General features: G+C 26.8%; 24 protein-coding genes. 11 read left to right on the top strand and 13 right to left on the bottom strand.

The window, feature by feature from the left end:
* Window positions 1–45: 45 nt before the first annotated feature.
* The 6 genes from AEBR_RS05115 (at window position 46) to AEBR_RS05090 (ending at window position 7,563) form a co-directional block, all read left to right on the top strand.
* Window positions 46–819 (top strand): substrate-binding periplasmic protein, encoded by a 774-nt coding sequence (locus tag AEBR_RS05115; protein WP_164969479.1) that lies wholly within the window; start codon window positions 46–48, stop codon window positions 817–819.
* A gap of 5 nt (window positions 820–824) precedes the next feature.
* The gene (locus tag AEBR_RS05110; RefSeq protein WP_129087213.1) at window positions 825–5,105 is read left to right on the top strand and encodes a transporter substrate-binding domain-containing protein; all 4,281 of its coding nucleotides are present in this window, start codon (window positions 825–827) and stop codon (window positions 5,103–5,105) included.
* 12 nt (window positions 5,106–5,117) lie between these two features.
* Entirely contained in the window at window positions 5,118–5,474 is a 357-nt protein-coding gene (locus AEBR_RS05105) for a response regulator (protein ID WP_129087212.1), read from the top strand.
* An 83-nt stretch (window positions 5,475–5,557) separates the two neighbouring features.
* Window positions 5,558–6,043 (top strand): J domain-containing protein, encoded by a 486-nt coding sequence (locus tag AEBR_RS05100; RefSeq protein ID WP_129087211.1) that lies wholly within the window; start codon window positions 5,558–5,560, stop codon window positions 6,041–6,043.
* 17 nt (window positions 6,044–6,060) lie between these two features.
* Entirely contained in the window at window positions 6,061–6,951 is an 891-nt protein-coding gene (locus tag AEBR_RS05095) for a hypothetical protein (RefSeq protein ID WP_129087210.1), read from the top strand.
* A gap of 129 nt (window positions 6,952–7,080) precedes the next feature.
* Complete coding sequence (locus AEBR_RS05090) at window positions 7,081–7,563, top strand: glutathione peroxidase (protein WP_129087209.1); 483 nt, start codon at window positions 7,081–7,083, stop codon at window positions 7,561–7,563.
* Between the two features lies 1 nt (window position 7,564).
* On the opposite strand, the gene AEBR_RS05085 is transcribed toward AEBR_RS05090, so the two are convergent.
* The 3 genes from AEBR_RS05085 to AEBR_RS05075 are packed head-to-tail and all read right to left on the bottom strand — an operon-like array spanning window position 7,565 to window position 9,317.
* Window positions 7,565–8,362, bottom strand: a complete 798-nt coding sequence (locus tag AEBR_RS05085) for an HD-GYP domain-containing protein (RefSeq protein ID WP_129087208.1) — start codon at window positions 8,360–8,362, stop codon at window positions 7,565–7,567.
* Window positions 8,363–8,379: 17 nt separating this feature from the next.
* Window positions 8,380–8,760, bottom strand: coding sequence for a DUF1987 domain-containing protein (locus tag AEBR_RS05080; RefSeq protein WP_129087207.1), 381 nt, complete (start codon window positions 8,758–8,760; stop codon window positions 8,380–8,382).
* 2 nt (window positions 8,761–8,762) lie between these two features.
* The gene (locus AEBR_RS05075; protein ID WP_206732115.1) at window positions 8,763–9,317 is read right to left on the bottom strand and encodes a SiaB family protein kinase; all 555 of its coding nucleotides are present in this window, start codon (window positions 9,315–9,317) and stop codon (window positions 8,763–8,765) included.
* 204 nt (window positions 9,318–9,521) lie between these two features.
* Between AEBR_RS05075 and AEBR_RS05070 the strand changes: the two genes are divergently transcribed.
* Window positions 9,522–10,460, top strand: a complete 939-nt coding sequence (locus AEBR_RS05070) for a sensor histidine kinase (RefSeq protein WP_129087206.1) — start codon at window positions 9,522–9,524, stop codon at window positions 10,458–10,460.
* 3 nt (window positions 10,461–10,463) lie between these two features.
* Here AEBR_RS05070 and AEBR_RS05065 read toward each other — a convergent pair whose 3' ends face one another.
* Together AEBR_RS05065 and AEBR_RS05060 are read right to left on the bottom strand one after the other, a co-directional pair.
* The gene (locus AEBR_RS05065; protein WP_164969478.1) at window positions 10,464–12,506 is read right to left on the bottom strand and encodes a P-loop NTPase fold protein; all 2,043 of its coding nucleotides are present in this window, start codon (window positions 12,504–12,506) and stop codon (window positions 10,464–10,466) included.
* Between the two features lie 92 nt (window positions 12,507–12,598).
* Window positions 12,599–13,279, bottom strand: coding sequence for a hypothetical protein (locus tag AEBR_RS05060; RefSeq protein WP_129087204.1), 681 nt, complete (start codon window positions 13,277–13,279; stop codon window positions 12,599–12,601).
* Between the two features lie 129 nt (window positions 13,280–13,408).
* Between AEBR_RS05060 and AEBR_RS05055 the strand changes: the two genes are divergently transcribed.
* The 4 genes from AEBR_RS05055 (at window position 13,409) to AEBR_RS05040 (ending at window position 16,287) form a co-directional block, all read left to right on the top strand.
* On the top strand, window positions 13,409–14,431 hold the full coding sequence (locus AEBR_RS05055; protein ID WP_129087203.1) for a hypothetical protein: 1,023 nt from the start codon (window positions 13,409–13,411) through the stop codon (window positions 14,429–14,431).
* Between the two features lie 10 nt (window positions 14,432–14,441).
* Window positions 14,442–14,831 carry a hypothetical protein gene (locus tag AEBR_RS05050; RefSeq protein ID WP_129087202.1) on the top strand — a complete coding sequence of 130 codons (390 nt, stop codon included), beginning with the start codon at window positions 14,442–14,444 and terminating at the stop codon, window positions 14,829–14,831.
* 143 nt (window positions 14,832–14,974) lie between these two features.
* The gene (locus AEBR_RS05045) at window positions 14,975–15,658 is read left to right on the top strand and encodes a M23 family metallopeptidase (RefSeq protein ID WP_172658853.1); all 684 of its coding nucleotides are present in this window, start codon (window positions 14,975–14,977) and stop codon (window positions 15,656–15,658) included.
* A gap of 8 nt (window positions 15,659–15,666) precedes the next feature.
* Complete coding sequence (locus tag AEBR_RS05040; protein ID WP_129087200.1) at window positions 15,667–16,287, top strand: hypothetical protein; 621 nt, start codon at window positions 15,667–15,669, stop codon at window positions 16,285–16,287.
* A 19-nt stretch (window positions 16,288–16,306) separates the two neighbouring features.
* Here AEBR_RS05040 and AEBR_RS05035 read toward each other — a convergent pair whose 3' ends face one another.
* From AEBR_RS05035 to AEBR_RS05000, 8 genes are all read right to left on the bottom strand, one after another.
* The gene (locus AEBR_RS05035; protein WP_323807952.1) at window positions 16,307–17,020 is read right to left on the bottom strand and encodes a leucine-rich repeat domain-containing protein; all 714 of its coding nucleotides are present in this window, start codon (window positions 17,018–17,020) and stop codon (window positions 16,307–16,309) included.
* Complete coding sequence (locus AEBR_RS05030; protein ID WP_129087198.1) at window positions 17,014–17,340, bottom strand: hypothetical protein; 327 nt, start codon at window positions 17,338–17,340, stop codon at window positions 17,014–17,016. The genes AEBR_RS05035 and AEBR_RS05030 overlap by 7 nt, the downstream gene beginning before the upstream one ends.
* The gene (locus AEBR_RS05025) at window positions 17,337–17,609 is read right to left on the bottom strand and encodes a hypothetical protein (RefSeq protein ID WP_129087197.1); all 273 of its coding nucleotides are present in this window, start codon (window positions 17,607–17,609) and stop codon (window positions 17,337–17,339) included. Before AEBR_RS05025 ends, AEBR_RS05030 begins: the two co-directional genes overlap by 4 nt.
* Window positions 17,599–17,982 (bottom strand): hypothetical protein, encoded by a 384-nt coding sequence (locus AEBR_RS05020; protein WP_129087196.1) that lies wholly within the window; start codon window positions 17,980–17,982, stop codon window positions 17,599–17,601. Before AEBR_RS05020 ends, AEBR_RS05025 begins: the two co-directional genes overlap by 11 nt.
* A 76-nt stretch (window positions 17,983–18,058) precedes the next feature.
* A complete protein-coding gene (locus AEBR_RS05015; protein WP_129087195.1) occupies window positions 18,059–19,090 on the bottom strand; it encodes a leucine-rich repeat domain-containing protein in 1,032 nt (343 codons plus the stop codon).
* Between the two features lie 73 nt (window positions 19,091–19,163).
* Window positions 19,164–20,192, bottom strand: a complete 1,029-nt coding sequence (locus AEBR_RS05010) for a leucine-rich repeat domain-containing protein (RefSeq protein ID WP_129087194.1) — start codon at window positions 20,190–20,192, stop codon at window positions 19,164–19,166.
* Window positions 20,189–22,117: a lipase family protein gene (locus tag AEBR_RS05005; protein ID WP_129087193.1), complete on the bottom strand. Its 1,929-nt coding sequence runs from the start codon at window positions 22,115–22,117 to the stop codon at window positions 20,189–20,191. The genes AEBR_RS05010 and AEBR_RS05005 overlap by 4 nt, the downstream gene beginning before the upstream one ends.
* The gene (locus AEBR_RS05000; RefSeq protein WP_172658852.1) at window positions 22,110–24,623 is read right to left on the bottom strand and encodes a type VI secretion system Vgr family protein; all 2,514 of its coding nucleotides are present in this window, start codon (window positions 24,621–24,623) and stop codon (window positions 22,110–22,112) included. Before AEBR_RS05000 ends, AEBR_RS05005 begins: the two co-directional genes overlap by 8 nt.
* Between the last annotated feature and the right edge of the window lie 4 nt (window positions 24,624–24,627).

Genomic DNA, 24,627 nt, shown 5'->3' with positions numbered 1-24,627 from the left:
GTATACTATATGGTGTTATTTATCAACTTTTTTAAAAGGAAAAAGATGAGACTATTATTTATATTACTATTTTTAAATGTTAATATTTTAATGGCTCAAACAATCTCAATTAACGTTATTTGTGAAGATAAACAAATATACCCATATATACTAGAAGATACAAAAATTGCAAAGAATAGCCCTGGAATAACTATTGAAATTTTAAAAAGTCTTGAAAAAGAGTTGAATGTTGAATTTAAATTCAATAGAGTTCAAAGTTTAAGAGCACATAAAATTCTTCATTCAAATCAAGCAGATATGCTTCTTTTTGCTAGTTACTTAAAGAATAGAGAAGAGATGGGTGTTTACCCAAAAAATAGTTTAAATGAATTAAACAATAACTTAAAAGCTATGGATTTATCATATGTTCTTTACACATTAAAAGATTCAAATTTAAATTGGGATGGTAATAATTTCATAAATTTGTATGGTAAAATTGGTGCTACTCAAGGTTATTCGATAGTTGATTTTCTAAAAAACAATAATGTACTTGTAAGTGAAAATAGTAGTAATTTAGGAGATGTAAGAAAACTAATTGCAAAAAGGATTCAAGGCTTTGTAAACCAAGAGTCCAAAATTGATCCCTATTTAAAGAAAAACCCAAAATATGCAGAAGTGATAAAAAAAATTGAAATTCCTATTGTAACAAAGCCTTATTTCATAGTTTTTTCCCATAAATTTTATAAAAAAAATAGTGCTTTGGCAGATAAAATTTGGGCTTTACTTGCTGATCATAAAAATAATCCAAAATACAAATCTATAATAAAAAAGTATGAGTAAAAACAATGAGTAACTTTATAAAAATATTTCTAATAATAGCAATTACACTCTCTTCTTTATTTTCAAATGAGCATGAAGAAGAAGCCTCACATATAGAACTTTTGACATCAAATTATCTCTATAACTATGATACTCAAGGTTTGCTAAACGTGGCAAAAAGTTATTTAAAATCTCATAAACAAATAAAAGCTCTTGAAATATTTGATAGTGTAGAAAATAGTAGAATGTTAACTTATTATAAAGATGGTGACAAAACTTTTTTTAATAAACCTCTGCCAAAATTTGACTCAAATATTACTAAACACTCTTTTTCTATAAAATATAAAGATGAAATTGTTGGAAATGCAACTATATATTTTACTAATCAAAACTCTTTAGGTTTAAGCCAAGAAGAGTTGCAGTGGTTAAAAACCCACCCTAAAATAAAAGTACACAATGAACTAAATTGGATTCCTATAAACTTTAATAAAGAAGGCATTCCTAGTGGATTTTCTGTCGAATTTATGAACCTTTTGGCAAAAAAAATAGGTATAAAAGTTGAATATGTCCAAGGGGAATGGAATGAGTTATATAATAAAGCTATTAACAAACAAATTGATGTAATGCTTAATATTATAAAAACAGATGAAAGAGAAAAATTTTTACTCTTTACTCAATCATACCAAAAAGGAAGAATCGGTATTTTTACTCTAAAAAACAATCATTCAATAACTGATATAAACTCATTAAGTGGGAAAAAAGTTGCAGTAGTTGATGGTTTTTTTCAAGAAAACCTTATAAAAGAGAAGTATCCTTTAGTTCAAGTTATAGTTTTAAAAAATGCACAAGAGACTTTATATGCACTTGAAAAAGGGGAAGCAGATGCTGCAATAGGTTCATATATAGTAATGGGTAATTTAATAAAAGAGTTATCACTTTATGAAGTTGAGTATAGAAGTGAATTGGAGATTGATGAAGATACTGATTTAAGAATTGCAGTAAGAAATGATTATACATTATTACACTCTATTTTACAAAAAGCTATTGCAAATGTAGGTTCCCAAGAGTTAAATGCCCTAAGAGAGAAATGGATAGGGAGTAGTTCTACAACTAGAGCAAATATTTTTTCAAGGGATGAATTGCAATGGATTAAAGAGCATGGAACTATAAATGTTGGAGGAGAATTAGATTGGGCTCCCTTTGATTTTGTTGATGAAAACAATCAATACAATGGTCTTGCAAAAGATTATCTGGATTTAATTTCATCTATTAGTGGACTAAATTTTAAAATTAATACAGGCAAAAGCTGGAATGAACTGTTACTCTTACTAAAAGATGGAAAAATTGACCTATTACCAGCAATCTATTACAACGAAGCTCGTGCAAAAGATGTGATATTTACAAGTCCATATCTTGCTATTGCTGACTATTATATAACAAAAAAAACTCTTACAAAACTTGATAACATTGAGACTTTATATGGGAAAAATGTTGCTGTAGTAAAAGGTTATGAAATTACAACTTGGCTAAAAGAGGAACATAAAAAGATTAAACTTGTTGAATTTGATTCTATTATAGAAGCACTACGTTCTGTAGAATCAGGAGAGACTGTTGCTTTTTTAAATGATAATCCATCTTCAACTTATGCAATTGAAAAAAACTTTATTTCCACATTGAAAATCAATAATCTTTTAAAAGAAAGAGCACCTACAAGTCTTCATATGGCTGTCAAAAAAGAATATAAAATACTTGCAGAAATTATTAACAAATCTATAAAAGAGATTTCAAGAGAAGATAAAAAACTAATATCCAATAAATGGATGAGCACTATGCAAAAAAGCACTTCTCTTATTAACTTTAATGAAAAAGAGATTTTATGGTTGTCAAAAAAACCTGTAATAAAATTTGCAGTTGATCCAAATTGGATACCAATTGAAGGAATAAACAAAAAAACACAACTTTATGAAGGGATGATGGCTGATTATCTCTCTTTAATTAAAGAGCATACAGGAATTGAATTTCAATTGATTTCTACTGAAAACTGGACACAATCAATGCAGTTAGCAAAAGAAGGAAGAGTAAATATGCTTGCAGCTGCAAGTAAAACACCCCAAAGAGAAAAATTCTTAAACTTTTCAAAAACTACTTTTACTCTAACTGATGGAGTAATAATGAATAGTAATGCAAACTTCATCTCAAAAGTATCTGACTTGAAAGGATTAAGAGTTGGTCTTTCAGAAGGAACTTCACTATATAACTTAATCAAAGACAAATATCCTGAACTAAATTTGGTACCAATAAAAGGAACAAAAGAGGGTATTGATAAATTAAGAAATGGATTTATTGATGCCTACATTGGAAATTTAGAAGTAATAAGTCATATAATATTTACAAACAATATACTAAACCTAAAAGTTGCTCTAAAGTTGGATAATAGAAGAGATATTCATATTGCAATAAGAAAAGATTATCCAAATGAGGCAATCACTGCAATAAACAAAGCAATAGATATAATTTCAGAAGATGAAATAAATCTTATAAGAAAAAAATGGGTTGGATTAAAAATAGATGAAGGAATTGATTATATATTAGTTGCAAAAGTTGCACTGATTATAATTGTAATATTTTTAATTGTTATTTATTACAACCGAAAATTGCAACATCTAGTAGATAAGAAAACAAAAGATTTACAAGAACAAAAATTAGAATTGGAAAATTTAATCTCACAATTTGATAAAAATGTGATCTTCTCAAAAACAGATCTTGAAGGAATTATTACCCATGCCAGTGATGCTTTTTGTAAAATAAGTGGTTATAGTTATGATGAATTGATTGGAAAACCTCATAATATCTTTAGACATCCTGATATGCCCCAAGAGATTTTTACTTTTATAGGGGAAAGCCTCAAAAAAGAGACTTGCGTAAAAGTTGAAATGAAAAATAAAAATAAAAATGGAACTACTTGTTGGTTTGATACAAAACTTGAACCTGATTACAATAAAGATGGAAAACATATAGGATATTCTGCAATTAGAGTAGATATTACAGATAAAAAAAGAGTTCAAAGATTAAGTGAATCTCTGGAACAAAAAGTAATTGAAAGAACAAAAGAGCTTGATAGCGAAAGAAAATATATTAATTCTGTAATGAATTCCCAAGAAAATTTAGTGGTTTCTACTAATGGATATGAAATTAAAACTGCAAACAAAGCCTTTTTGAAATTTTTTAATGTGGAAAATATTGAAGAATTTAAAAATAGATTTGGAAATTGTATCTCAGATACTTTTGATAATAACTCAAGTGATGAGTTTATAAAAAAAGTCTATTTTGATAGAAAATGGAATGAATATATTCTTGAAACTCCAAATATTATGCATAAAACAAAAATTACTGTAAATAATGAAAGTTTCATCTTTTCAATTGGATTAGAAAAGTTTAAACATGGAGAAGAGTATCTTCAAGTTGCAGCACTAAATGATATTACAGAACTTGAAAATATTAGAGTTGAAGTTGAACAAATGCATAAACATACGCAAGACTCAATTGAGTATGCATCTCTTATACAACACTCTTTAATACCGCCAAATGATACCTTTAAAAAATATTTTAGTGATTATTTCGCTATTTGGCATCCTAAAGATATTGTTGGTGGAGATATCTATTTGCTTGAAGATTTAAGAGATGACAATGAATGTATTCTAATGGTAATAGACTGTACTGGGCATGGAGTTCCTGGCGCTTTTGTAAGTATGTTGGTTAAAGCTATAGAGAGACAAATAACTTCAAAAATTTTAAATAGTCAAGAAGAGGTTAGTCCAGGAAAAATATTAAGCATTTTCAACCGTTCTATGAAACATCTTCTAAAACAAGAGGATAATAATAGTATTTCAAATGCAGGATTTGATGGAGGAATAATTTACTACAATAGAAAAGAGTCAATAATTAAGTTTGCAGGGGCAGAGATTCCTTTATATTATATTGATGAAAATAGAGAATACCACATGATTAAGGGAAATAGACAATCAGTGGGTTATAAAAAATCTGATGCAAACTTTGATTTTGAGGACCATATAATTAAAGTAAAAAAAGATATGCAGTTTTATATAGCAACAGATGGATATGTTGATCAAATTGGTGGAGAAGAAGGGTTCTCTTTTAATAAAAAAAGATTTCAAAAACTTATTGAAGAGATAAAAGATGAATCTTTCGCAGATCAGCAGGAGCTTTTATTAGATAACTTGCATGAATATCAAGGTGATGAGATTAGATGCGATGACATTACCCTTGTGGGGTTTAAAATATCCTAAAAAAGGAAAAAAATGAAATTTTTGATTGTAGATGATTCAAAGGTATCAAGAGAAAAAATATCTAAGATACTGATTCAATTAGGTTATGAAGTTGTTGGTGAAGCAAAAGATGGTCTTGAAGCTCTAAGAAAAACAAAAGAATTGTCTCCAACGTTTATAACTATGGATTTTGAAATGCCAAATATGAAAGGGGATGAAGCTTCAAAAAAAATATTGGCTCTATTCCCAAATGTTAAAATTATAGTTATTACTTCAGTTGTTAATAAAAGAGAACTTCATAATATGCATGAGATTGGTGTTAAAAAGATTTTAAAAAAACCAATCACTAAAGAATCATTGGATTTAGCCCTCTTAGAATTTAAAAAATGATATTTTAAATTATCTTTTTTAAATAAACTCCTTATTAGAATAAAATACTATAATGTCAAAATTATAAATAGGATTTAAGGTTTATGGGAAGAGAGTTATCATATATCATAGGAAGTTTAATAAGATGGGGAATATTTTTTGGTATTTTGTATCTTATATTTACTAACTTTGGTACTTTTTTATTAATACTTTTTGCACTTGTTGTAATTGCATATATTGTAATCTATCAATTTAAAAAAAAGCTAAGAGAGCATAGCAATAGTTTTAGATTTACTTTTAATGGACAAGATTTTAGGTCAAGTTCACAAAATGGTGGATATGATTTCAATTTTGAGCAGTTTCAAGAACAATTTAGAAGAGGTAGTTTTAATACAAATGCTCCATTTAGCGAGGTTGAACAAGCAAAAGAGTTTTTTGGATTTACGACAACACCAACAAAAGAAGAGATAAAAAAGAGATATAAAGAGTTGGCAAAAAAATATCATCCAGATATAAATGGTCAAGATGACGCTTTAATGCAACAATTAAATCACTACAAAGAAGTGCTATTAAAAGCATTTGGAAATTAAAAATAGGATAAGAAGAAGTGAGTAATATTTTTAGATTTGTTTTACTAATCTCAATTATTTTTTTAGAGAATATTAGTGCTAACATTGATAAAAAACAAGAAGAGGTGAAAAAAGACCAAATTATAGTTGGTTATTATGGACGTCCAAATACTAAATCCCTTGGCATATTAGGACAAAGTAATATTGATGAATTGGTTCAAAAAATGAAAGAGAAAGCTAAATACTTTGAAAAAGAGTTAGATAATAAAGTAGAAGTAAAAATGGCCTTTCATATAATTTATGGACTTGCAACATCTGATGCTGGTTCTAGAGATACCTATATGTTAAGACTTTCAGAAAAAAGCCTAATGCCATATATAAAAAGAGCACAAGAAGAGGGTTTTGAAGTAATCATAGATTTACAAATGGGTTCAAATACTCCTGTTGAAGCAATAACTCCTGTATTAAAATATTTAAAATACGATCATGTACATTTAGCTATTGACCCTGAGTTTAAAATACCAAAACATAAAAAGTATCCTCCAGGTAAATTTATAGGTCATATTTATGCACAAGATTTAAATGATGCACAAGAGTTAATTAGTAACTATATAAATGAAAATCATTTAGAAAACAAACTCTTAATAGTTCATATGTTTCATGATAAAATGTTAAGAGAAAAAGACAAAGTAAAAAAATTTGATAATATAAAACTTGTCTATAATATTGATGGACATGGAGCACCAGCAGTTAAAATAAAAATATATAATTCAATATATAGTGAAGAGCAAACTACAATTGCAGATAGTGGATTTAAAATTTTTTATAATAACGACACAAAAATTATGACTCCAAAACAGATACTGGGGTGGGAATCAACTAAGGGTAAAAAAATCCAAAGACAACCCTTTTATATAAACTATCAATAAAAAACGTAAAAAAGAGCTATTAAAAAATACCTTTTTTATGTAAAATTTTAAGAAAGGATATTTATGTTAAGAGCTCTTTTTTTAATCACTCTTTTCCTCTTTACATCACTTTATTCTAAGGAGAATTCTATGGATATTTATAGTTTTAATGTTAAAAATATTGATGGAGAAGAGATCTCTTTATCAAAATACAAAGGTAAAGTTCTTTTAATAGTCAATGTAGCAAGTAAGTGTGGTTTTACAGGGCAATATGAAGGTCTTGAAAATCTTTATGAAAAGTATAAAAATAGAGATTTTATGATTTTAGGATTCCCTTCAAATCAATTTGCAAACCAAGAACCAGGCACAAATAAAGAGATAAAAGAGTTTTGCCAATTAACCTATGGAGTCAATTTTGATATGTTTGAAAAAATTGATGTAAATGGTGAAAATGCTGCACCACTTTATAAATATTTAAAAAAAGCTGCTTTAGGAGTTGTTGGAACAGAAGCTATAAAATGGAATTTTACTAAATTTTTAATTGATAAAAAAGGTAAAGTAATTGATAGATATGCTTCAACTACAAAACCTATAGAACTTGAAGATAAAATTGAAGAGTTACTAAAAGAGTAGACTAAAACTCATCTTTTAGTTTCTCTCTAATCTCTAAAAATTCATCCAAATGTTCAAAAAAGATATCTACAAGTTTTGGGTCAAAGTGTCTGCCTCTTTCTTCTTTAAAGAGATTAAAGATTTTTTCATCATCCCAGGCTTTTTTATAACATCTATCACTTCCTAATGCATCAAAAACGTCTGCCATTGCAGTTATTCTTCCATAGATATGAATATCTTCACCCTTTAATCCTCTTGGATAACCTGTGCCATCCCACTTTTCATGATGTTCGTAAGCAACTGTTGTAGCACATTTTAAAAGGGGTCTTGTTGAGTATTTCAACATATCATATCCCAATTGAGAGTGAGTGTTCATAATTTTTCTCTCCTCTTCATCAAATCTACCTGGTTTATTTAGTATGGAATCAGGAATTGCTACTTTTCCTATATCGTGCATTGGACTAGCTTGTTTTAGCATTTCTGCCTCTTCTTTAGCTAATCCATAATATAAAGCAAAAACTTTTGAATATTCAGCTACTCTTTTTACATGATTCCCTGTCTCTTTACTTCTACTCTCTCCTATTGCACCCATTGTAAAAACAACTTCTCTTTGGGTCTCTTCTATCTCTTTACTTAAAGCTTCTACCTCTTCAAGCTTCTTTTGAAGCTCATCATACTCTTGCCTTTGTCTTTTATCACTTTGTATCATAATCTTATCGTGACGTTTTATATCTTTAATTAGTTTACTTGTAGTCTCTTTAAAACTTTCTTGAAGAAGTTCTAACTCAAAAATAAGTTTGTTTTTCTCTTCATTTGGCATGGTATTACTCTTTAAATCTATTTTTCTACTAAGTTAAAATTTAGTTCCAGGAAATCCTCTTTAAAATCTTCACCAGCTTCAAGGGCGCTTTCGTTATCACTATGATATATCCAGTTTATTTCTATTTCTTTCCCTTTATTATGAGCCTCTTCAAGTAAATCAAAAAAATCAAAAAAGAGCTTTGAACTACTAGAATTAAAATATATGATTTCCAAATTTACTAATGTTTTCTCTTTTCTATCTGAATTAAAAAAATCTTCAACCCAATTCATCATTGGTTTATAAAACTCAAATGTATTTTCTGGATACGATTTTCCTTTTATTTCTATAATTCCATTTGTAGCATCAAGTTTAATATATGGGGTATATTTTGTTTCATCTATTATTAAATCATGCATAATTATTTCTCCTTATTTGTTTTAATTTTTGATATAAAATGAAAATAGTATTTTTCATCAGTAATTTTATTAAATTCAAATTTTATTCCATCACTTCTCTTTGCAATTTCATAAAAACCTATTCCAGCACCCTTCCCATGGGAATCTTTTCCACTTTTTCTTAGAAGCCTGTACTCTTTTTTTATCTCTTCTTTTGACATATCTACAATTTTTTCCAATTTAGGTTCAATTCTATTTTTATCATCTTCAGTTATTATATTTTGACTATGAATATAATAGCAATCATCTATATCTTTTGTAACCAGAATTAATCCCTCTGGACTATTTTCATCATATTCAAGGTTTTTACTTTTTGAGTAGTTCATCATATTTTGAGTAAGTTCAATAAAGATTGTAAAAATATTACTAGAGATGCCTAAGTTAAGATTATTTTGTTCGGCCTCTTTTTCCAAAGCTTCCATCATTGAAGAGATTAAGGATTGTGAAATAAATCCACCATAAGTTAGAAATAAAATTCCATCTTCTTCTACAATATCTTGAATCATTTTAATATTCATTTTCAGCCTTTAAAATATGAGCTTATAAAAAACAAAATATAACTTAAATATACATAATATAATTACTAAATTAAACTTTGATTATTCTTTTATGTTATAAAAATTTTTATTATAAATAATAGAAAACTAAAAATAATAATACATTTTCTAATAAGTTATAAAAAAATTAATGTTATAATCACTTTTAAGCAATAGGATATAGTAATGAAAAAAAATAATGAAAACTCAGAATATATAGGCAAATTCTTAAAAAAAGACTATAACCAATTTAAAGATGGATTATTAGAACTTTTGGATGATTATAAAAGAAAAAGTGAACGACTTGATAAAATTATCAAACAAAGTGATAAGATGCAATTACGTCTAATTGAAGCAAATGAAGAGTTGGATGAATATAAAAATAATTTAGAAATAAAAGTAAAAGAAGAGATTAGAAAAAGAGAAGAGAAAGAAAAAATTATCCTAGAACAATCAAAATTTGCAGCTATGGGTGAGATGATAGATGCAATTGCTCACCAATGGATTCAACCTTTAAACATATTATCATTAAAATTAAATAGTTTAAGCTTTGCCTATGAAAATGGCAAAGTTGATAGTGACTATATCAAAAATTTTGAAACTTCAAATAGAGAAATTATTGAAGAGATGAATAACACTTTAATTGAGTTTAGAACCTTTTTTAGACCAAATAAACCAAGCAGTGAATTTGCTATTGATAAGATGATAAAAAAAGTTCTACTTTTTGTTAAAGATGAATTTATCAAACATAAAATAGAAGTGAATTTTGAAATTGTAGATAGTTTCAAACTTCTTGGAATTGAAAATGAGTTTAAACATATTATTTTAAATCTAATAAATAACTCTAAAGATGCCTTTTGTTCAAATAATATTCCCAAAAGAATCATTACAATAAAAATATATAAAGAAGAACATTATAATGTAGTTGAAGTTAGTGACAATGCAGGAGGAATACCTGATAAAATCATTAATGATATCTTTAAAGCAAATGTCACCACTAAAAGAGAGAATGGAACAGGCATTGGTTTATATTTAAGTACTCAAATTGCACAAAAAAACAATGCACTACTTGATGTTAAAAATATTCAAGATGGCGCATGTTTTACTCTTAGAATACCTAAATAAATTTTATTTTTTCTTTCGAATACATAAAAAACCTATATCGTAGTGTTGATAACTTGGGTTATTGTAAAAATTCATTTGAGAATTTGATATCTTAAAATATGAAGATTCACTAAAACTCCAAGAACCACCTTTTAAATAATTATAATCATTGTTATCTAAAGTTGATGTCCATACCCAAACATTACCAACCATATCACTTACTCCAAATGTTGAATCTCCTTGTGGGAAAAGTCCAATTTGTGTAGTTTTATTTAATTGATTAGTTGCATTATTACAATAATTGTTATCCCAGATATTTCCCCAAGGGTAAAACCTTGTTCTATCCCCTGCATTTGCAATATATTCCCACTGCTCTTTTGTTGGAATTGAATATTCATATTCATTGTCTAAATCTGTTAAATATCTACAAAATGCAACTGCTTCATAATAGGTAATATAAACTATTGGTTGTAAAGGGCTATTAAAATTATCTTTTAATAACTCTTGATTAAATTTCTTTTTAAAATAGATTGATTCTTTGTTAATCATGAAATCATATTTTTCATCTAATGAAGATATTTTGTTATTCATTAACCAAATTTTGGAAGGCACATCTGTCCAATAATTTGAATTTTCATAACCACCTGACAATATGAACTCTTCAAACCAACAATTTGTTATTACATATTTACTGACTTCATACTCTTTATTAGGTATTTTTATAAACTCTTTTGGATTGATCTCTTTTTCACCAAAAGATATAGCATTTTCAGAAAAATCAGTTTTATAAAGAGGCAAAGAGTCAATTTTTTCACTCTCAACGTAACTATTATTTGATTTCAAAAATTCATAAGTACTTATTCTATATGCTCTATTTTCTAACCAATATTTACCTTCTTCTGTACTGAAAATCATTTTTAATAAATTGAAATTATCTTCAAATATATTTATTAGTACCTCTTTATCTATATCAATCACATTAATATTTGAGAGAATTTCATCTTTATAAAACTCTTCTCTTTGAACTAATTTTATTATAAATTTAGACAAAGAATTATTCTTTATTAGAATTGAATGTAGCTCTCTGAAAAACTCTTCTAAAATGCAAGATATAGAGAACAAAGAGAGTATATTTTCATTTGATAATTGAGTGTTTGGATTTAATTTCATATAAATATTAGAGCATAATTTAATTCTATTTATAAGTCTAATTATTAATCTAGGAGACAATAGTTCTAAAGAGGATATTGAATTTAATATATTTTTTATTGGTTGTTCCAAGGATTCATCTGAATTGTTTCTTAAATAAATATTCTCTAATAAATCATTTATTTTCCCATTAAATGAAGGTAAATAAAAAGGCAAATTTATTACTCTATTTAGATACTCCTTACTATTAATAAGTTTCTTTGATAATTTATATTCTAAGGTATCAATATCAGAAGCTATAACAAAAGAGAAACCTTTTATTCTGAAAATTTGATTAATACTATCTAAGATATTAATCACATCTTTTGAACTACATTTATCTAAATTATCAATAAAAACTATAATTAAAAAATCTTCATCAAATAGAGTATTTTCCAAATTTTTCAATACCTCATACACTTGAAATATATGTTCTTCATTTTCAAAATAAATTCCATTATTATTGTCGCAAGTGCTATTTAATGCAGTCAATTTTATATAACTTAATAAATCCAATATGTTGATAATTAAACTATCATCAAATTTTAATCGTTGAAGTTGAAACTCTTTTTCAATTGTATTTATCAAATCAATTAACAAATTATTTTCTTTTCTATATTTCCAAGAATCATAATATACTGTTACAAGTTTTTTCCCATTTTTGTTACTATTTATTTCATTAATTAAAAAATTTAAAAGTGAAGTTTTTCCTTTTCCCCATTCTCCATAAATACCTAAAGAAAAAGGAGATTGCGTATTTAAAAGAGATTCAGATAAGGCTTGTGCATAAATATCAAAATCTAAAAAATCGTATTTTATTTTATCAATTGCATAATCATTTATCATATTCATTTTTTTATAGGTCGTATTAGTTAACATTCTTTTCCTTTTTTTATAATGCAACATTATAATATAAATAATTTAATACATTATTTAATTTGGATATAAATTTCGATTTTTTGAAAAAGAATCTATTTTGAATCAATCCTTGATTTAATCTCTTTTATAATTTTTGACCAATCTTTTATAAAAGTTTTATGCTCTTCTTTCTCTATTTCATCATAAGTAAGATATGTTCTAATATAACTTCTTCTTTTAGCAATTGAATCAAAAATAATCTTATTACTTTTTGATAATCCATATACTTTAAGCCGTTCAAAATCTGGATATTTACTCTTTACTTTATTGAAATTAAAAACAGTATCTTTTATTTTCTCTTTTTCAATTCCAGTGGTAATAAACATCAAATTTTTATTCAACTCATATATATTATTTGCTGATATTAAACAACCTGTATGATCTAGATAAGGATTTTCTCCTGTTGGCAAGATTACTAATTGTGATTTTTTTATTAAATTTAATATCACCTTATCAATTAAAAAACATCCTGCTAAATCTACTACCACTACTTTTGATTCATTTATTTTATTATCAAATTCAAAATCATATGTTAAATATGTATGATTATAAAACTTTGCTTGTCCTGTTATTGCTGAGCCTTGATCATTTGTAATATATGGAACATCAAACTCTTTAGCAAGCCCCAGTGCAATAACTGACTTGCCTATTCCTCCTTTATATCCTGCAGTGAATATAATGAATTTACCTTCTAATGCGCTTAGAAGTTTGTTATTTATTTTTATAAGATTCATTTTGATATTTGTTTACCTTAAATTAAATTTATTAATAATAAATATGATTATACATAAGTCAAATTTAAACTAACTTTAAAAGTTATTTTGTAATAATTTATCCAATTATTACTTATCAGGAGAAACATAGTGAATTTTGAGAATTATAACAAAATTTATCAAGAGATTTTAGACGATGAAAACAATCAACTGTCAGCAAATTATCTTCTTAATAAATATGAAATTAAGCATGATGAAGAGCTAATAAATATATTGAATCAAATTAAAAAGAATGAATATATAAGTAGCGATAATAAGGTTATTAATACACTTTTAAAAGAGCTTAATGAAGATGACGAACTATTAGATATTAATGAAATAATAGATATCAAAGAAAAAGTTATTTCTACCACAAACAATATTGAAGAGAAGGTTGAAATAGCTTCTATTTCTCAAGAAAAAGATATAACAAAAAAAGAGAAAATAATAAATATTATAAATATACTAAAACTAAAAATCAAAGATAATACTAATAAAGACTTTTTTGTTCAATATAAAAAGTATGCTATTCCTACTTTTACAACACTATTTATTCTATTTTTAACATTTTTTATTTTTAATAAAGAAGATAAAAGCATCCCACAACAAAGTACTTTATCTTCAAATGAATCAATAAAAGAAATTAATTCAATTGAAATAAATAAAAAAGATGAACTAACTACAAATAACATATCAACAAATGAAAAAATAGATAATAGTAATAATATATCTACGTTAAATGATGATATATATGATGAAAATCTTGTAGTTATGTCAACCGAAAATGTGGCTGAGAAACTTGACAGAATTGTTACTTATAGTGGGAACTTGGATGATGAGATTAACAAATACACAGAAGAGAGTGAAGAAGAACTAAATAGAGATTTAGAAGAAGTACTTGCAGTGAATACACCATCTAACGTCTCTTCTAATGAAATTAAACTAAATTCATTGGATGAAATTCATAACTATAAAAATAAAATTAAATACCAAGATGGTAGTTTAGTTTTTAATGAACATAGTTATAATGAAAATGATATGCTTTTTGGATTCAAAATATATAAATTAACTCCTATATATGTCAAATTCCAAGATGAAAAAAATCATTTAAGAAAACAAATTTTATTTAAATAAAAGGATCAAAATGAAAAATATACTTTTAATTTGTACATTAATAATACTATTTGTAGGATGTACCATTAATAGACAACCCCAAACACAAAATGATGTTGAACAAACTACAAAAGATGACATAACAGAAAACAGTTTATCAGAAGATACTGAAATAAAACCGACAAAAAAAATAAGCTATACTTATTATCGAATAATACCAAGTAAAATTGAAGTTTTCCCTTATAATAACCTTTATAATACTACACTAATAGATGACAAAAAGATTAAAAACTCTTTTTATGTTGAAGGAAACAAAATTAGAATAGAAAGAGTATATACCTCTGCTATTGGTGACAAATATGGGAAAATTGCAGGAAAAGATTTAATAGTCTCGATGGATGACTTAACAGATTATAAATAAACAAATTTCTAAAATATTGAAAAAATGTGAGATCTGAAAATTTAATAAAAAAAAGAGATATTATTATATTTTTAATAATATTAATATTGCTCTCTTCATATATAATCTTTTTAAATTTTGGCATTACAGATTTAAAAAGTGAATTGAAAACTAAAGATGAGCTTTATAAAATACAAATTAATAATAGAATAAATGAAATTGAACAATTAAACTCTCAACTAGAAGATTTACAAAAGCTTTTAAATATAGGTTTAGATTTGTCAAATAAAAAGGATATTTACCTTAATACAAAATTTGAAGACAAAGATAAAAGTTATATATTAACTTCTATTCCAAGTGCCTCACCATTGGAAAAAGTGTTTATTACTTCAAAGTATGGCACAAGATTTCACCCAATATTTAATAAGTCACTATTTCATTCAGGGCTTGATTTAAGAGCAAAAATAGGAACTGATGTTTATACAACAGCTGATGGCATAGTTTCAAATATAAATGAAAATGATAATGAAGGATATGGAAAAGTAATAAAAATAGTTCATAACTATGGCTTTGAAACTTTATATGCCCATCTTGATAAAATATTTGTAAATGTTGGACAAATAGTAAAAAAAGGGACAATAATAGGACTTTCTGGCAACACTGGAACAAGTAATGGTCCTCATTTACATTATGAAGTAAAATATTTAGATAAAAGCCTAGATCCATTAAGTTTTTTATATTGGAACAAAAAAACATTTGACACAGTATTTTCACAAAATAGTGAACTTATTGATTGGAATAATTTAGTTTTATATATAAAAAACAGTAACAATGAACATAATAATTAAGGAAATATATGAATAATGAAAATGACAAATATCAAAATATTTTAGCCCAACTTCATGAGTTAAATAGACAAAATCTATTAATGGAAAATGAAAGAAATGAACAATTACAAGATAGAATAGAGTACTTAACTAAAATTATAGAAAATAAAAAAGATAATAATACGTCTACAACAATGACTCAAATAGCCTACTCTTTAGTAGCTCTATCTATTATAAATATTATTCTTATTGTTCTTATTCTTTTCAATTTAAATACAAAATCTTCTCAACTTCAAACAAATATACCAACAGAGACAAAAATCTCTACAATTGAAGATAAAAAAGAGTTTATACCCAAAATTGATCCTGATGAGATTGAAAAAAAAGAGGAAACAGATAATAATCAAGAAGATGTAGTTACTTTTGAAGGAAGCAATATGCATACATTAGAAGATGAAAAATATGAAGATATAAAACCAATTATTAAAAAAGATACCATTTATACTTGTGAAGATGACAATTATAATAGAGTTTATAGAATACCATATACAGTTGAGATAAAAGGTAAACTATACTCTGATAAATTTATTTTTATACTTCAAAATGATAATGGAACTAGAAAATGTATGATAAATAAAAATGATATGTAAAAGTTAGGATTATAAATATTTATAATCCTAGCCACCTTTTCCAAAAAGGTTTGAGTGTACCATCCTTTTCAAAACAAGATTTACCATCTATTATATCTTGAGAATTTTTAGGAGAACACCATCTAAGTTGTGTATTACTTGCAGTAAAGGTTAAATACTTTGGATCTATATCTGTATTTGCCATTATTCCACTTGCATCTGTAACTTGTGTACCTGATATATTAAGGATAGTTAGCTTAGGTAGTTTTTTTAAAACAGATATATCTTTTATATTTGTTTTATTTAAAAAGAGATGTTCTATATTTGGGAAATTTAATATAAAGTCAATATTTGTTATAAACTTAGCACTATCTAAATCTAATCTCTTTAGTTTTTTAAGATTTGTTAAAGTACCCATGTCTTCCACTGTAATAGATCTAGGAGGACTAAAGTTTGTAAGATTAATAAAATTATTAATCATTTGAAAATTTTTAACTTTTACATTTCCTAGTCCTAAATATTCTAAGTTTGTTAAATCTTTGATTTGAGATATATCTATGGTATCAATATCTTTCATATAACCATATGATAAACTTTTTAAAGTTTTAATATTATTTATTGGAGATAAATCTGAAACCTGTGTATTATAAAGATCTAAATCCTCTAAATACTTTAAATCTTTTAAAGCACTCAAATCACTTACAGGATTACCATCTAAATTAAGCTCTTTTAGTTTTGTAAGATATTTTAAAATTGAAATATCTTTGATTTGATGATTTGGAAGAGAGAGGTAAGACTTAAAAAGAACTTTAAAGGAGATAAATCTGTGATTTTTATAGTATTATTTTTATCATAGGCAGGTAAAAAACCACTTGTATCAGTCCATATATAAAGATAAGCACACATATCTTTATCAAGTTTTACTCTATTATCTTTAGCTAATGCTTCAAATGTAATTTTTTGTGAAGGTGTTGGATTATTACACATCTGCATAAATCCCCCTTTATCTTTTGCTAAATCTCCTGCAAATAAAAAACAACTACAAATAAAAAATCCTAAAAATATTCTTCTCATCTTTTTGCTCCAACTCTTTGTAAAAACTCTTTCACTTCTTTATATAGCCAACTTCTGCTTGTAGAATGGGATTCTATAAGTAGATATGGAATACTTCCCCTAAGAAGTGTATCATTATAAGGATTATCATCTGCATTATCTTCTAATTGTTTTGTGGTTAGTTTATGAGAAGTATCAATAATTCCTCCAAATTCTCTTTCTTTGAATATATTTTGTAATTTTGTAGCTAAATCTGCCAGTTCAAAGATTCTTTTGAAATTAAATACCATTAAATATTATCATAGTACAGATAAATAATATTACACTTGATATAATCAAGATTTTAAGTTTTTCTTTAAAAATAAGAACTGCTAAAAAAATAAGAACTCCTAGTATACTATTCAATATTATAATTAAAAAAGGAAAAAGGAATAAAAAAATTTTGTCAAAAAATAAAATAAATTCTAAAACCCCTGCAAAAGCAAAAAAACCTAAATTAAATAAACCTAACTCTGGAGTATAGTCCATCAATTCATCTGTATCCATTTTTACAATTTTTTCTAACTCATCGTATCCAATAATAAATATAATATCGAGGTACATTACGTATAATATGATTCCACTAATAATAAATTTTAAAATAAGCCATATATATTTACTCATCATCTTTTTGCTCCCAACCTTTTTAAAAATTCTTCTACTTCGAAGTGTAGCCAACTTCTGCTTGTAGAATGGGATTCTATAGTCCTAACCATCTTTTCCAAAAAGGTTTGAGTGTTTTTCCATCTGCTTCAAAACAAGATTTGCCTTCTCTCACTTCTTTCATACTTTTAGGAGAACATCCTGCAAGAGAACGATTAAAATACTCTTCAATAAACATCTCACTTAAATCTTCAGCGAATTTAATTGACTTTGATTCTTTTAGAGGACTAAGATATTTGATTTTTGTTTTTGTAAAAAGGATTGATTCAAGATTTTTCATTTTTGCCAATGGACTTATATCTTCAACTGGCATATCATGGAAATGGAACTTTTTAATACTATTTGCATTGACTAAAGGGGTTAAATCTGTGATTGGAGTTCCTTTAATAGTAAGTTCTTGTAAATTTGGAAATTGATCGATACATTCTAAAGATTTTAAACTCTCATTCCATCTCAAATCTAAACTTTTTAAGGCTTTTAAATCTTTTAAATCACATAAACTTTGAATATCTACTGATGCTATTGACAAAACTCTCAAATTTGTTAAGTTGCCAAGAAATTTTGAATTTTTCCCTCCCCAAATAGATAACCTTTCCACAGATTGTATGTTACCTATATATTTTAAATCTGTATCATTTGTAACATCGATTCTTAAATCTTTTAAAGGTAAATTTTCTAAGCTTTCCACTCCTTTTGAAACCTTGTTTGAACTTAATTCTAGTTTGGTAAGTTTTGTGAGGTATTTTAGAGGGGTTATATCGGTGATGTTATTATCTCTTAGATTTAAATGAGTAAGCCAATCGAAATATTTTAAAAATGTAATGTCGCTCATACCCTGACCCACTATAGCTTTAAAGCCATTATTATATTTATCATATAATTCTTCACATATTTCAGGGTTATTTATATTAATCTTAAATTTTTCTTCCTTAAATTCATTATATGCATTTACCATCGCATTGATAGTCATTTTTTGTTCAGGTGTTGGATTTTTACATATATCTATAAAGCTATCATTACTAAAAAGAAATGAAATATTTAAAAGTAAAACTAAAAGTATCTTTTTCATTTATGTTCCATCACCTTTTTTATAAATTCTTCTCCTTCAAAGTGTAGCCAACGTCTACTCGTAGAATGGGATTCTATATCCCTAACCATCTTTTCCAAAAAGGTTTGAGTGTTTTTCCATCTGCTTCAAAACATGATTTTCCTTCACGCACTTCTTTCATACTTTTTGGAGAGCATCCTGCAAGGGAACGATTAAAATACTCTTCAATGAATTTTTCTCTCGTATCTTCAGCAAATTGAATTGATTTGGATTCTTTTAGAGGGCTTAGGTATTTGATTTTTGTTTTACTAAACAATATTGAGCGTAGATTTTTCATCTTAGCTAATGGACTTATATCTTCAACAGGCATTTCATAAAAATGAAATTCTTCTATACTATTTGCATTGACTAAAGGAGTTAAATCTGTAATTAGACTTCTTTCAATTCTAAGTTTTTTTAAATTTGGAAATTGGTCAATGCATTCTAATGATTTTAGATTATTCTCAAATAATGTTAATTGCTCTAAAGATTGTAAATCTTTTATATCGCATAAACTACTCATTTTTACAGATAATAACGTTAATTTTTTTAAATTTGTTAGCTTATTTAAAGCATGGGCATTTTTCCCATAAAATAAAGATAAATTTTCTAAAGTTTTAATCCTTCCTATATATTTTAAATCAATATTATCATTAATATCAATACTCAACTCTTTTAAAGGTAAATTTTCTAAGCTTTCAACCCCTTTTGAAACCTTATTTGAACTTAAATTTAATTTAGTGAGTTTGGTGAGGTATTTTAGGGGGGTGATGTCGGTGATGTTATTATCTCTTAGATTTAAATGAGTAAGCCAATCGAAATATTTTAAAAATGTAATGTCGCTCATACCCTGACCCACTATAGCTTTAAAGCCATTATTATATTTATCATATAATTCTTCACATATTTCAGGGTTATTTATATTAATCTTAAATTTTTCTTCCTTAAATTCATTATATGCATTTACCATCGCATTGATAGTCATTTTTTGTTCAGGTGTTGGATTTTTACATATATCTATAAAGCTATCATTACTAAAAATAAATGAGATATTTAAAAGCAATATTAAAAGTATCTTTCTCATTTATGCTCCATAACTTTTTTTATAAACTCTTCTACTTCGAAGTGTAGCCAACGTCTGCTTGTAGAGTGGGATTCTTGCAAGAAATAAATGAGTTGTCCCATATTAAAAGCTTCTAGATTTCCTACAAAATTTTTATTAAAAACTCTTTTTAGTTTATTCATAGTTTGTTTAAATCTATCCAAGCTTTGTTCTACTTCATTGTTCATCATCACTTCAGCTATCCAAATTCCAGTATTTGCCCACTTATCAATAAGAGTATGTACAGGACTATGTGCTATAAGCGTAAAGAGTATTTTCATCAGATTAGTTTGATCTGGATTACCTTCATAGTTGGTTTCTAGCTCTTTTATTTTATCCAAAAGAGTATAGTATCTTTTTGAAAAAATTGCAGGATTCATTATATCTTGCATTTGCTGTTGCATACCATATAGTGGTGTAGTGTTTGAGAGTATGATTGCTTGAGTGATTTTTCCCTCTGGTTCTGTTTGGGCTGTGCGTTTGTCGTATTCATCTTCTTTGGTGACATCCAAGACTTCTAGTCTATCTTGTAAAAACGTCCCTTGAAACTGTACTATTGGATCTACATAGGTATTATCAAACTGGTCAATATTATGATCTAAGATTTTAAATAAAATATTCCATAAAGAATTAGAACGACTAGATACGAGTGAATCTTCATCTATATCTAAAAATGCTGTAAGGGTTTCAATTAGCTGTTTTGAGCCGTTTAAATCTTGGATAAATCCCCATCTATTATAATTAGTTTTCCCTTCTTCCACTTTTCTTTTCGTATCTTCAAACTTTGCTTTTAAAGCTCTAATCCCTTCTAAAATCTCTTCTAAAGCACTCAATAGTTCTTGATACACATCATCTTTTAGGATTTGTCTTTTGGTTTTGAGTAGCCCTTTTGGAATGGTTTCTTTTAAAAAGTCTGATACATTGTATTCTATTTCATTATTGAGTTCTTTTAGGGCTTCAAAGATACCTTTATCAGTTTTGTTTTTTGAATTTTTTGATTCCTCTTCCTCCCCAGTAAATACACTTTCAACAGATTCCAAAAAACGTATTGTTCTCGAATAAAGCCACTCTCCCTCTTGGTGATTTAACCACAAATCAGAAAATTTATCAGTGGGTATTGATTCAAGAGCTTTTTTTGCTTGTTCAATTAGACCCTCTTGGATAAGCTCTCCTTTTTTGTCTGCTTCATTAGTAGGAGTTAGACCTCTAATTGATAGAACTCTTTTTTCTTCTAAAACTTTTTGAATAAGTGATAAATCAAAGAGTGAAAAATCAGCTAAAAAGTTTTGAGTAAGATCATAGTCATTATACACATGTAATACGCTTGCCTCTTTATGAAATATTTTTTCAGTCACCTTTACTTGATGCAGTTTTTTAAAAAAAGGAGTTGAAAGGTATATGATAGATTTTACTTTCCATTTTTGTGGCCATTGAGGTAAGCTATGCATCTCTTTGGTCATCTCATTTATTACATTTCCTCCATGAGAATGTCCTATTAGATGAAAATACACCACTTCATCATCTAATCCTTCATAGTAGCCTTGTGGATTGTATTTATCTTTCATACATAATCGTCTAACAAGATATTTTCCTGCAATCTCACGATTACTTACACAGTTATCTCCACTCCAGCCAAATTTATCAAAGACTATGATATTTTTATCTGCTTTTTCTAAATCTTTCATATCTTGATAAAATTTATCATCCCAATATTGAGATTTAGAATCATAACTATTTGCTCTATGCGTAGTTTCATCGAAACCCAATCTATTTTTCTTTTTTGGATCATGTTGGATATTTACAAAGCTATTTACTGGATCAGTAGTCCCAGGTACGAGTATAAAAATATTTATTACTTTTGGTACAACAACATCATGTAATACTTTGATTTCTATAGGTTTAGACACTGAATTCTCCTGTATATTTTACTATATCATCCTCTTCAAGATTATGAGCTTTTTTTAATTGTTTTGTATCAAACTCTTGAATTATTTTATTTTTATTGACTGTGGTTGTTTTAGTTTCTTGAGCTATCACTTCATCATTTTTATCAAGACCTTGAATAGTTACTTTTACACTTCTACCATTTTTGAGAGTTGTATCTGCTTGCATATACAGTATTTGCTCAAGCTGTTTTGAAATAGCAGTTGAATAGTGATTTGTAATCCTTGGATTGATAATATCACCTTCAACCACTACCTCTGCACCTTCAACACCATTATTAGGAGAATTCTTAACATAATTTGAAGTATGAAAAAATATCCCTGAACTATCCACAGTAGCTACATTTCCTCCACATCTTAAACTTATTCCTGAACTAGCTTCTAGGGTTATCTCATTTATCCCTTCAAAAAGGGCATTTGTAGTATCTAGATGAAAACTATTACTTATATCTACTCCCATCTCATTTGCTACTTGGATAAAAAGGTTTTCTAGGTATTTATCACTTACATCTTTTTCAATATATTTTAAAAGTATATTTCGTATTGATAAAGATAAGTTTTCTTCTATATATGTTTTTTTATCTCTTTTTACTATTGTATTTAAGTCTTTATTTGCAAATATCTCATAATCCTCTTTTACAGTTGTAATCTTCTCTTTCTCTACTGTATTTATCTGATTCTCTTTTATATTCTGGGTATAATCTTTATTTACTGTTAATGTAGAATTAGCTTCTACTGTCTCCTCTTTATCATTATCAATAATAGTCTTAGAGTTATTCTGTATATGTTTGAATTCATCATTTAATACTAAGGTATTCATATCCTTTTGTGCTCGTAAAGATAGATTCTCATCTCCCCTTTTATCTTCAAAGGCTATTTCGTTATATCCTTCTTTATCTTCATATTGTGGAATAGAATATGTCTTTATAAAGCTCTTTGTTTTCTCTTTTGGCAGATTATAGGGATTTTTATTCTCTCCATTATGCAAGGTTCCTATTATGATTGGCAGATCTGGGTCTCCATTTATAAAACTTACTATCACTTCTGAGTTTACCCTTGGCAAAAACTGAGATCCAAAGTTTGTTCCTGAGTAAAAGTTTGACAATCTTAGGTAACAAGAAGAGGTTTGATTTGTCTCAAAGTGGAACAGTACTTTTATTCTTCCTTGTTCATCTACATCTATTGTATTTACGAAATCTTTTGTATTTGATTCTCCATTTGACACTCTTGCTGTTAGAATTCCTGGAATTCTTGGTTTAGTTATTGTATATGGTGGTTTATATATTATATCTTTTGGTATTGCTTTAAAGCTTATCTCATATTGAAGTTGATGTTTTACTATATCATTTATACTCTGTTTATATTCATCCAAGGCATTTGGAAAAAACCCTTCATATTTTACTTCTAATATTATTGAGTCTATCTTTTTATTTGCTTTCTCATCTTCTAGGGCTATACACAAAGAATCTTGTATATTAAGCTCTTGGGAAGTTCCATCTATCTCATTTGATTTTACATATTCTCTTTGAGACTCTATTTTATTGTATCTTGTAAGATCTTTAAAGAGTGATTCATCTAACAAGTTTAGTTTATCTCTTAGGTTCTGTTTTTTTATATCTACTCTTAATTGTCTTGTGCTTTCATTATCTTCTACACTAGAGCTCATTGTTGAGCCATTTGATATTTTATATTCTAAAGAGGGTTTATCTTTATCATAGAAATCTTCTATTCTATAAGAAGCTACAAATTTTTTACTATGATTAAAGCTACAAGTTGAAGAATAGGTTTTTACTGTTGCATGTTCATTTAATTCACAGATAGTTATTGTATATGGGTTATTTGAAGAGTAATCTATTATTAAGCTATATCCCTCCTCTTCACAAAGCATTTGTATAAATTTTAAATCACTTTGGTTATATTGGGTTACATACTCTCTTATTGGTGCTTTTATCAAATCTAATTTTACATCTATTTTTAGATTTAATATTTGTGCATATCTATTTATGATTTCACTTATTATATCACTTACTTTTTTCTCATGAAATATCTCATATCTATTATTTAATCCTAGATAATAAAGGGGGCTTACTATTTGTATTTCGTAGAGGTATTTCCTTGATACTACACTATCTTCTTTAGCTTTAAAGACTTTCCCATAGATTGTTTTTTTTATTAAAGGATTTACTTCATCTGTTAGTTTTAGTTCTACATCTGTATCTACTATATCTTCTACATTTATAAATTCATCACTTACAAACACTAGGTTAAACATATATGGATTATTTACACTACTATTCCCTTTTAATTTATAGACACTATAATTACCATCATACACACCTACTGTATCATTATTCTTATAATTTAGCAGATTTAATCTACAGCTTATATCTTGTCTTACTTCTCTTCTTAACTCTTTTAATGCTATGCTCTCTTCTATTCTCTCTTCTCTCTCTTTTAGTTTCTCTGACATAATA

It is taken from the genome of Halarcobacter ebronensis, from assembly GCF_013201825.1.
GTDB lineage: Bacteria > Campylobacterota > Campylobacteria > Campylobacterales > Arcobacteraceae > Halarcobacter > Halarcobacter ebronensis.
This window is presented reverse-complemented; position numbering and strand designations above follow the sequence as displayed.

Excerpts from the sequence above, each read along its gene's own strand:
- AEBR_RS05115 (WP_164969479.1), top strand. The coding sequence starts at position 46 with ATGAGACTATTATTTATATTACTATTTTTAAATGTTAATATTTTAATG.
- AEBR_RS05110 (WP_129087213.1), top strand. The coding sequence starts at position 825 with ATGAGTAACTTTATAAAAATATTTCTAATAATAGCAATTACACTCTCT.
- AEBR_RS05105 (WP_129087212.1), top strand. The coding sequence starts at position 5,118 with ATGAAATTTTTGATTGTAGATGATTCAAAGGTATCAAGAGAAAAAATA.
- AEBR_RS05100 (WP_129087211.1), top strand. The coding sequence starts at position 5,558 with ATGGGAAGAGAGTTATCATATATCATAGGAAGTTTAATAAGATGGGGA.
- AEBR_RS05090 (WP_129087209.1), top strand. The coding sequence starts at position 7,081 with ATGGATATTTATAGTTTTAATGTTAAAAATATTGATGGAGAAGAGATC.
- AEBR_RS05085 (WP_129087208.1), bottom strand. The coding sequence starts at position 8,362 with ATGCCAAATGAAGAGAAAAACAAACTTATTTTTGAGTTAGAACTTCTT.
- AEBR_RS05080 (WP_129087207.1), bottom strand. The coding sequence starts at position 8,760 with ATGCATGATTTAATAATAGATGAAACAAAATATACCCCATATATTAAA.
- AEBR_RS05075 (WP_206732115.1), bottom strand. The coding sequence starts at position 9,317 with ATGAATATTAAAATGATTCAAGATATTGTAGAAGAAGATGGAATTTTA.
- AEBR_RS05070 (WP_129087206.1), top strand. The coding sequence starts at position 9,522 with ATGAAAAAAAATAATGAAAACTCAGAATATATAGGCAAATTCTTAAAA.
- AEBR_RS05065 (WP_164969478.1), bottom strand. The coding sequence starts at position 12,506 with ATGTTAACTAATACGACCTATAAAAAAATGAATATGATAAATGATTAT.
- AEBR_RS05060 (WP_129087204.1), bottom strand. The coding sequence starts at position 13,279 with ATGAATCTTATAAAAATAAATAACAAACTTCTAAGCGCATTAGAAGGT.
- AEBR_RS05050 (WP_129087202.1), top strand. The coding sequence starts at position 14,442 with ATGAAAAATATACTTTTAATTTGTACATTAATAATACTATTTGTAGGA.
- AEBR_RS05040 (WP_129087200.1), top strand. The coding sequence starts at position 15,667 with ATGAATAATGAAAATGACAAATATCAAAATATTTTAGCCCAACTTCAT.
- AEBR_RS05030 (WP_129087198.1), bottom strand. The coding sequence starts at position 17,340 with ATGAGAAGAATATTTTTAGGATTTTTTATTTGTAGTTGTTTTTTATTT.
- AEBR_RS05025 (WP_129087197.1), bottom strand. The coding sequence starts at position 17,609 with ATGGTATTTAATTTCAAAAGAATCTTTGAACTGGCAGATTTAGCTACA.
- AEBR_RS05020 (WP_129087196.1), bottom strand. The coding sequence starts at position 17,982 with ATGAGTAAATATATATGGCTTATTTTAAAATTTATTATTAGTGGAATC.
- AEBR_RS05015 (WP_129087195.1), bottom strand. The coding sequence starts at position 19,090 with ATGAAAAAGATACTTTTAGTTTTACTTTTAAATATTTCATTTCTTTTT.
- AEBR_RS05010 (WP_129087194.1), bottom strand. The coding sequence starts at position 20,192 with ATGAGAAAGATACTTTTAATATTGCTTTTAAATATCTCATTTATTTTT.
- AEBR_RS05000 (WP_172658852.1), bottom strand. The coding sequence starts at position 24,623 with ATGTCAGAGAAACTAAAAGAGAGAGAAGAGAGAATAGAAGAGAGCATA.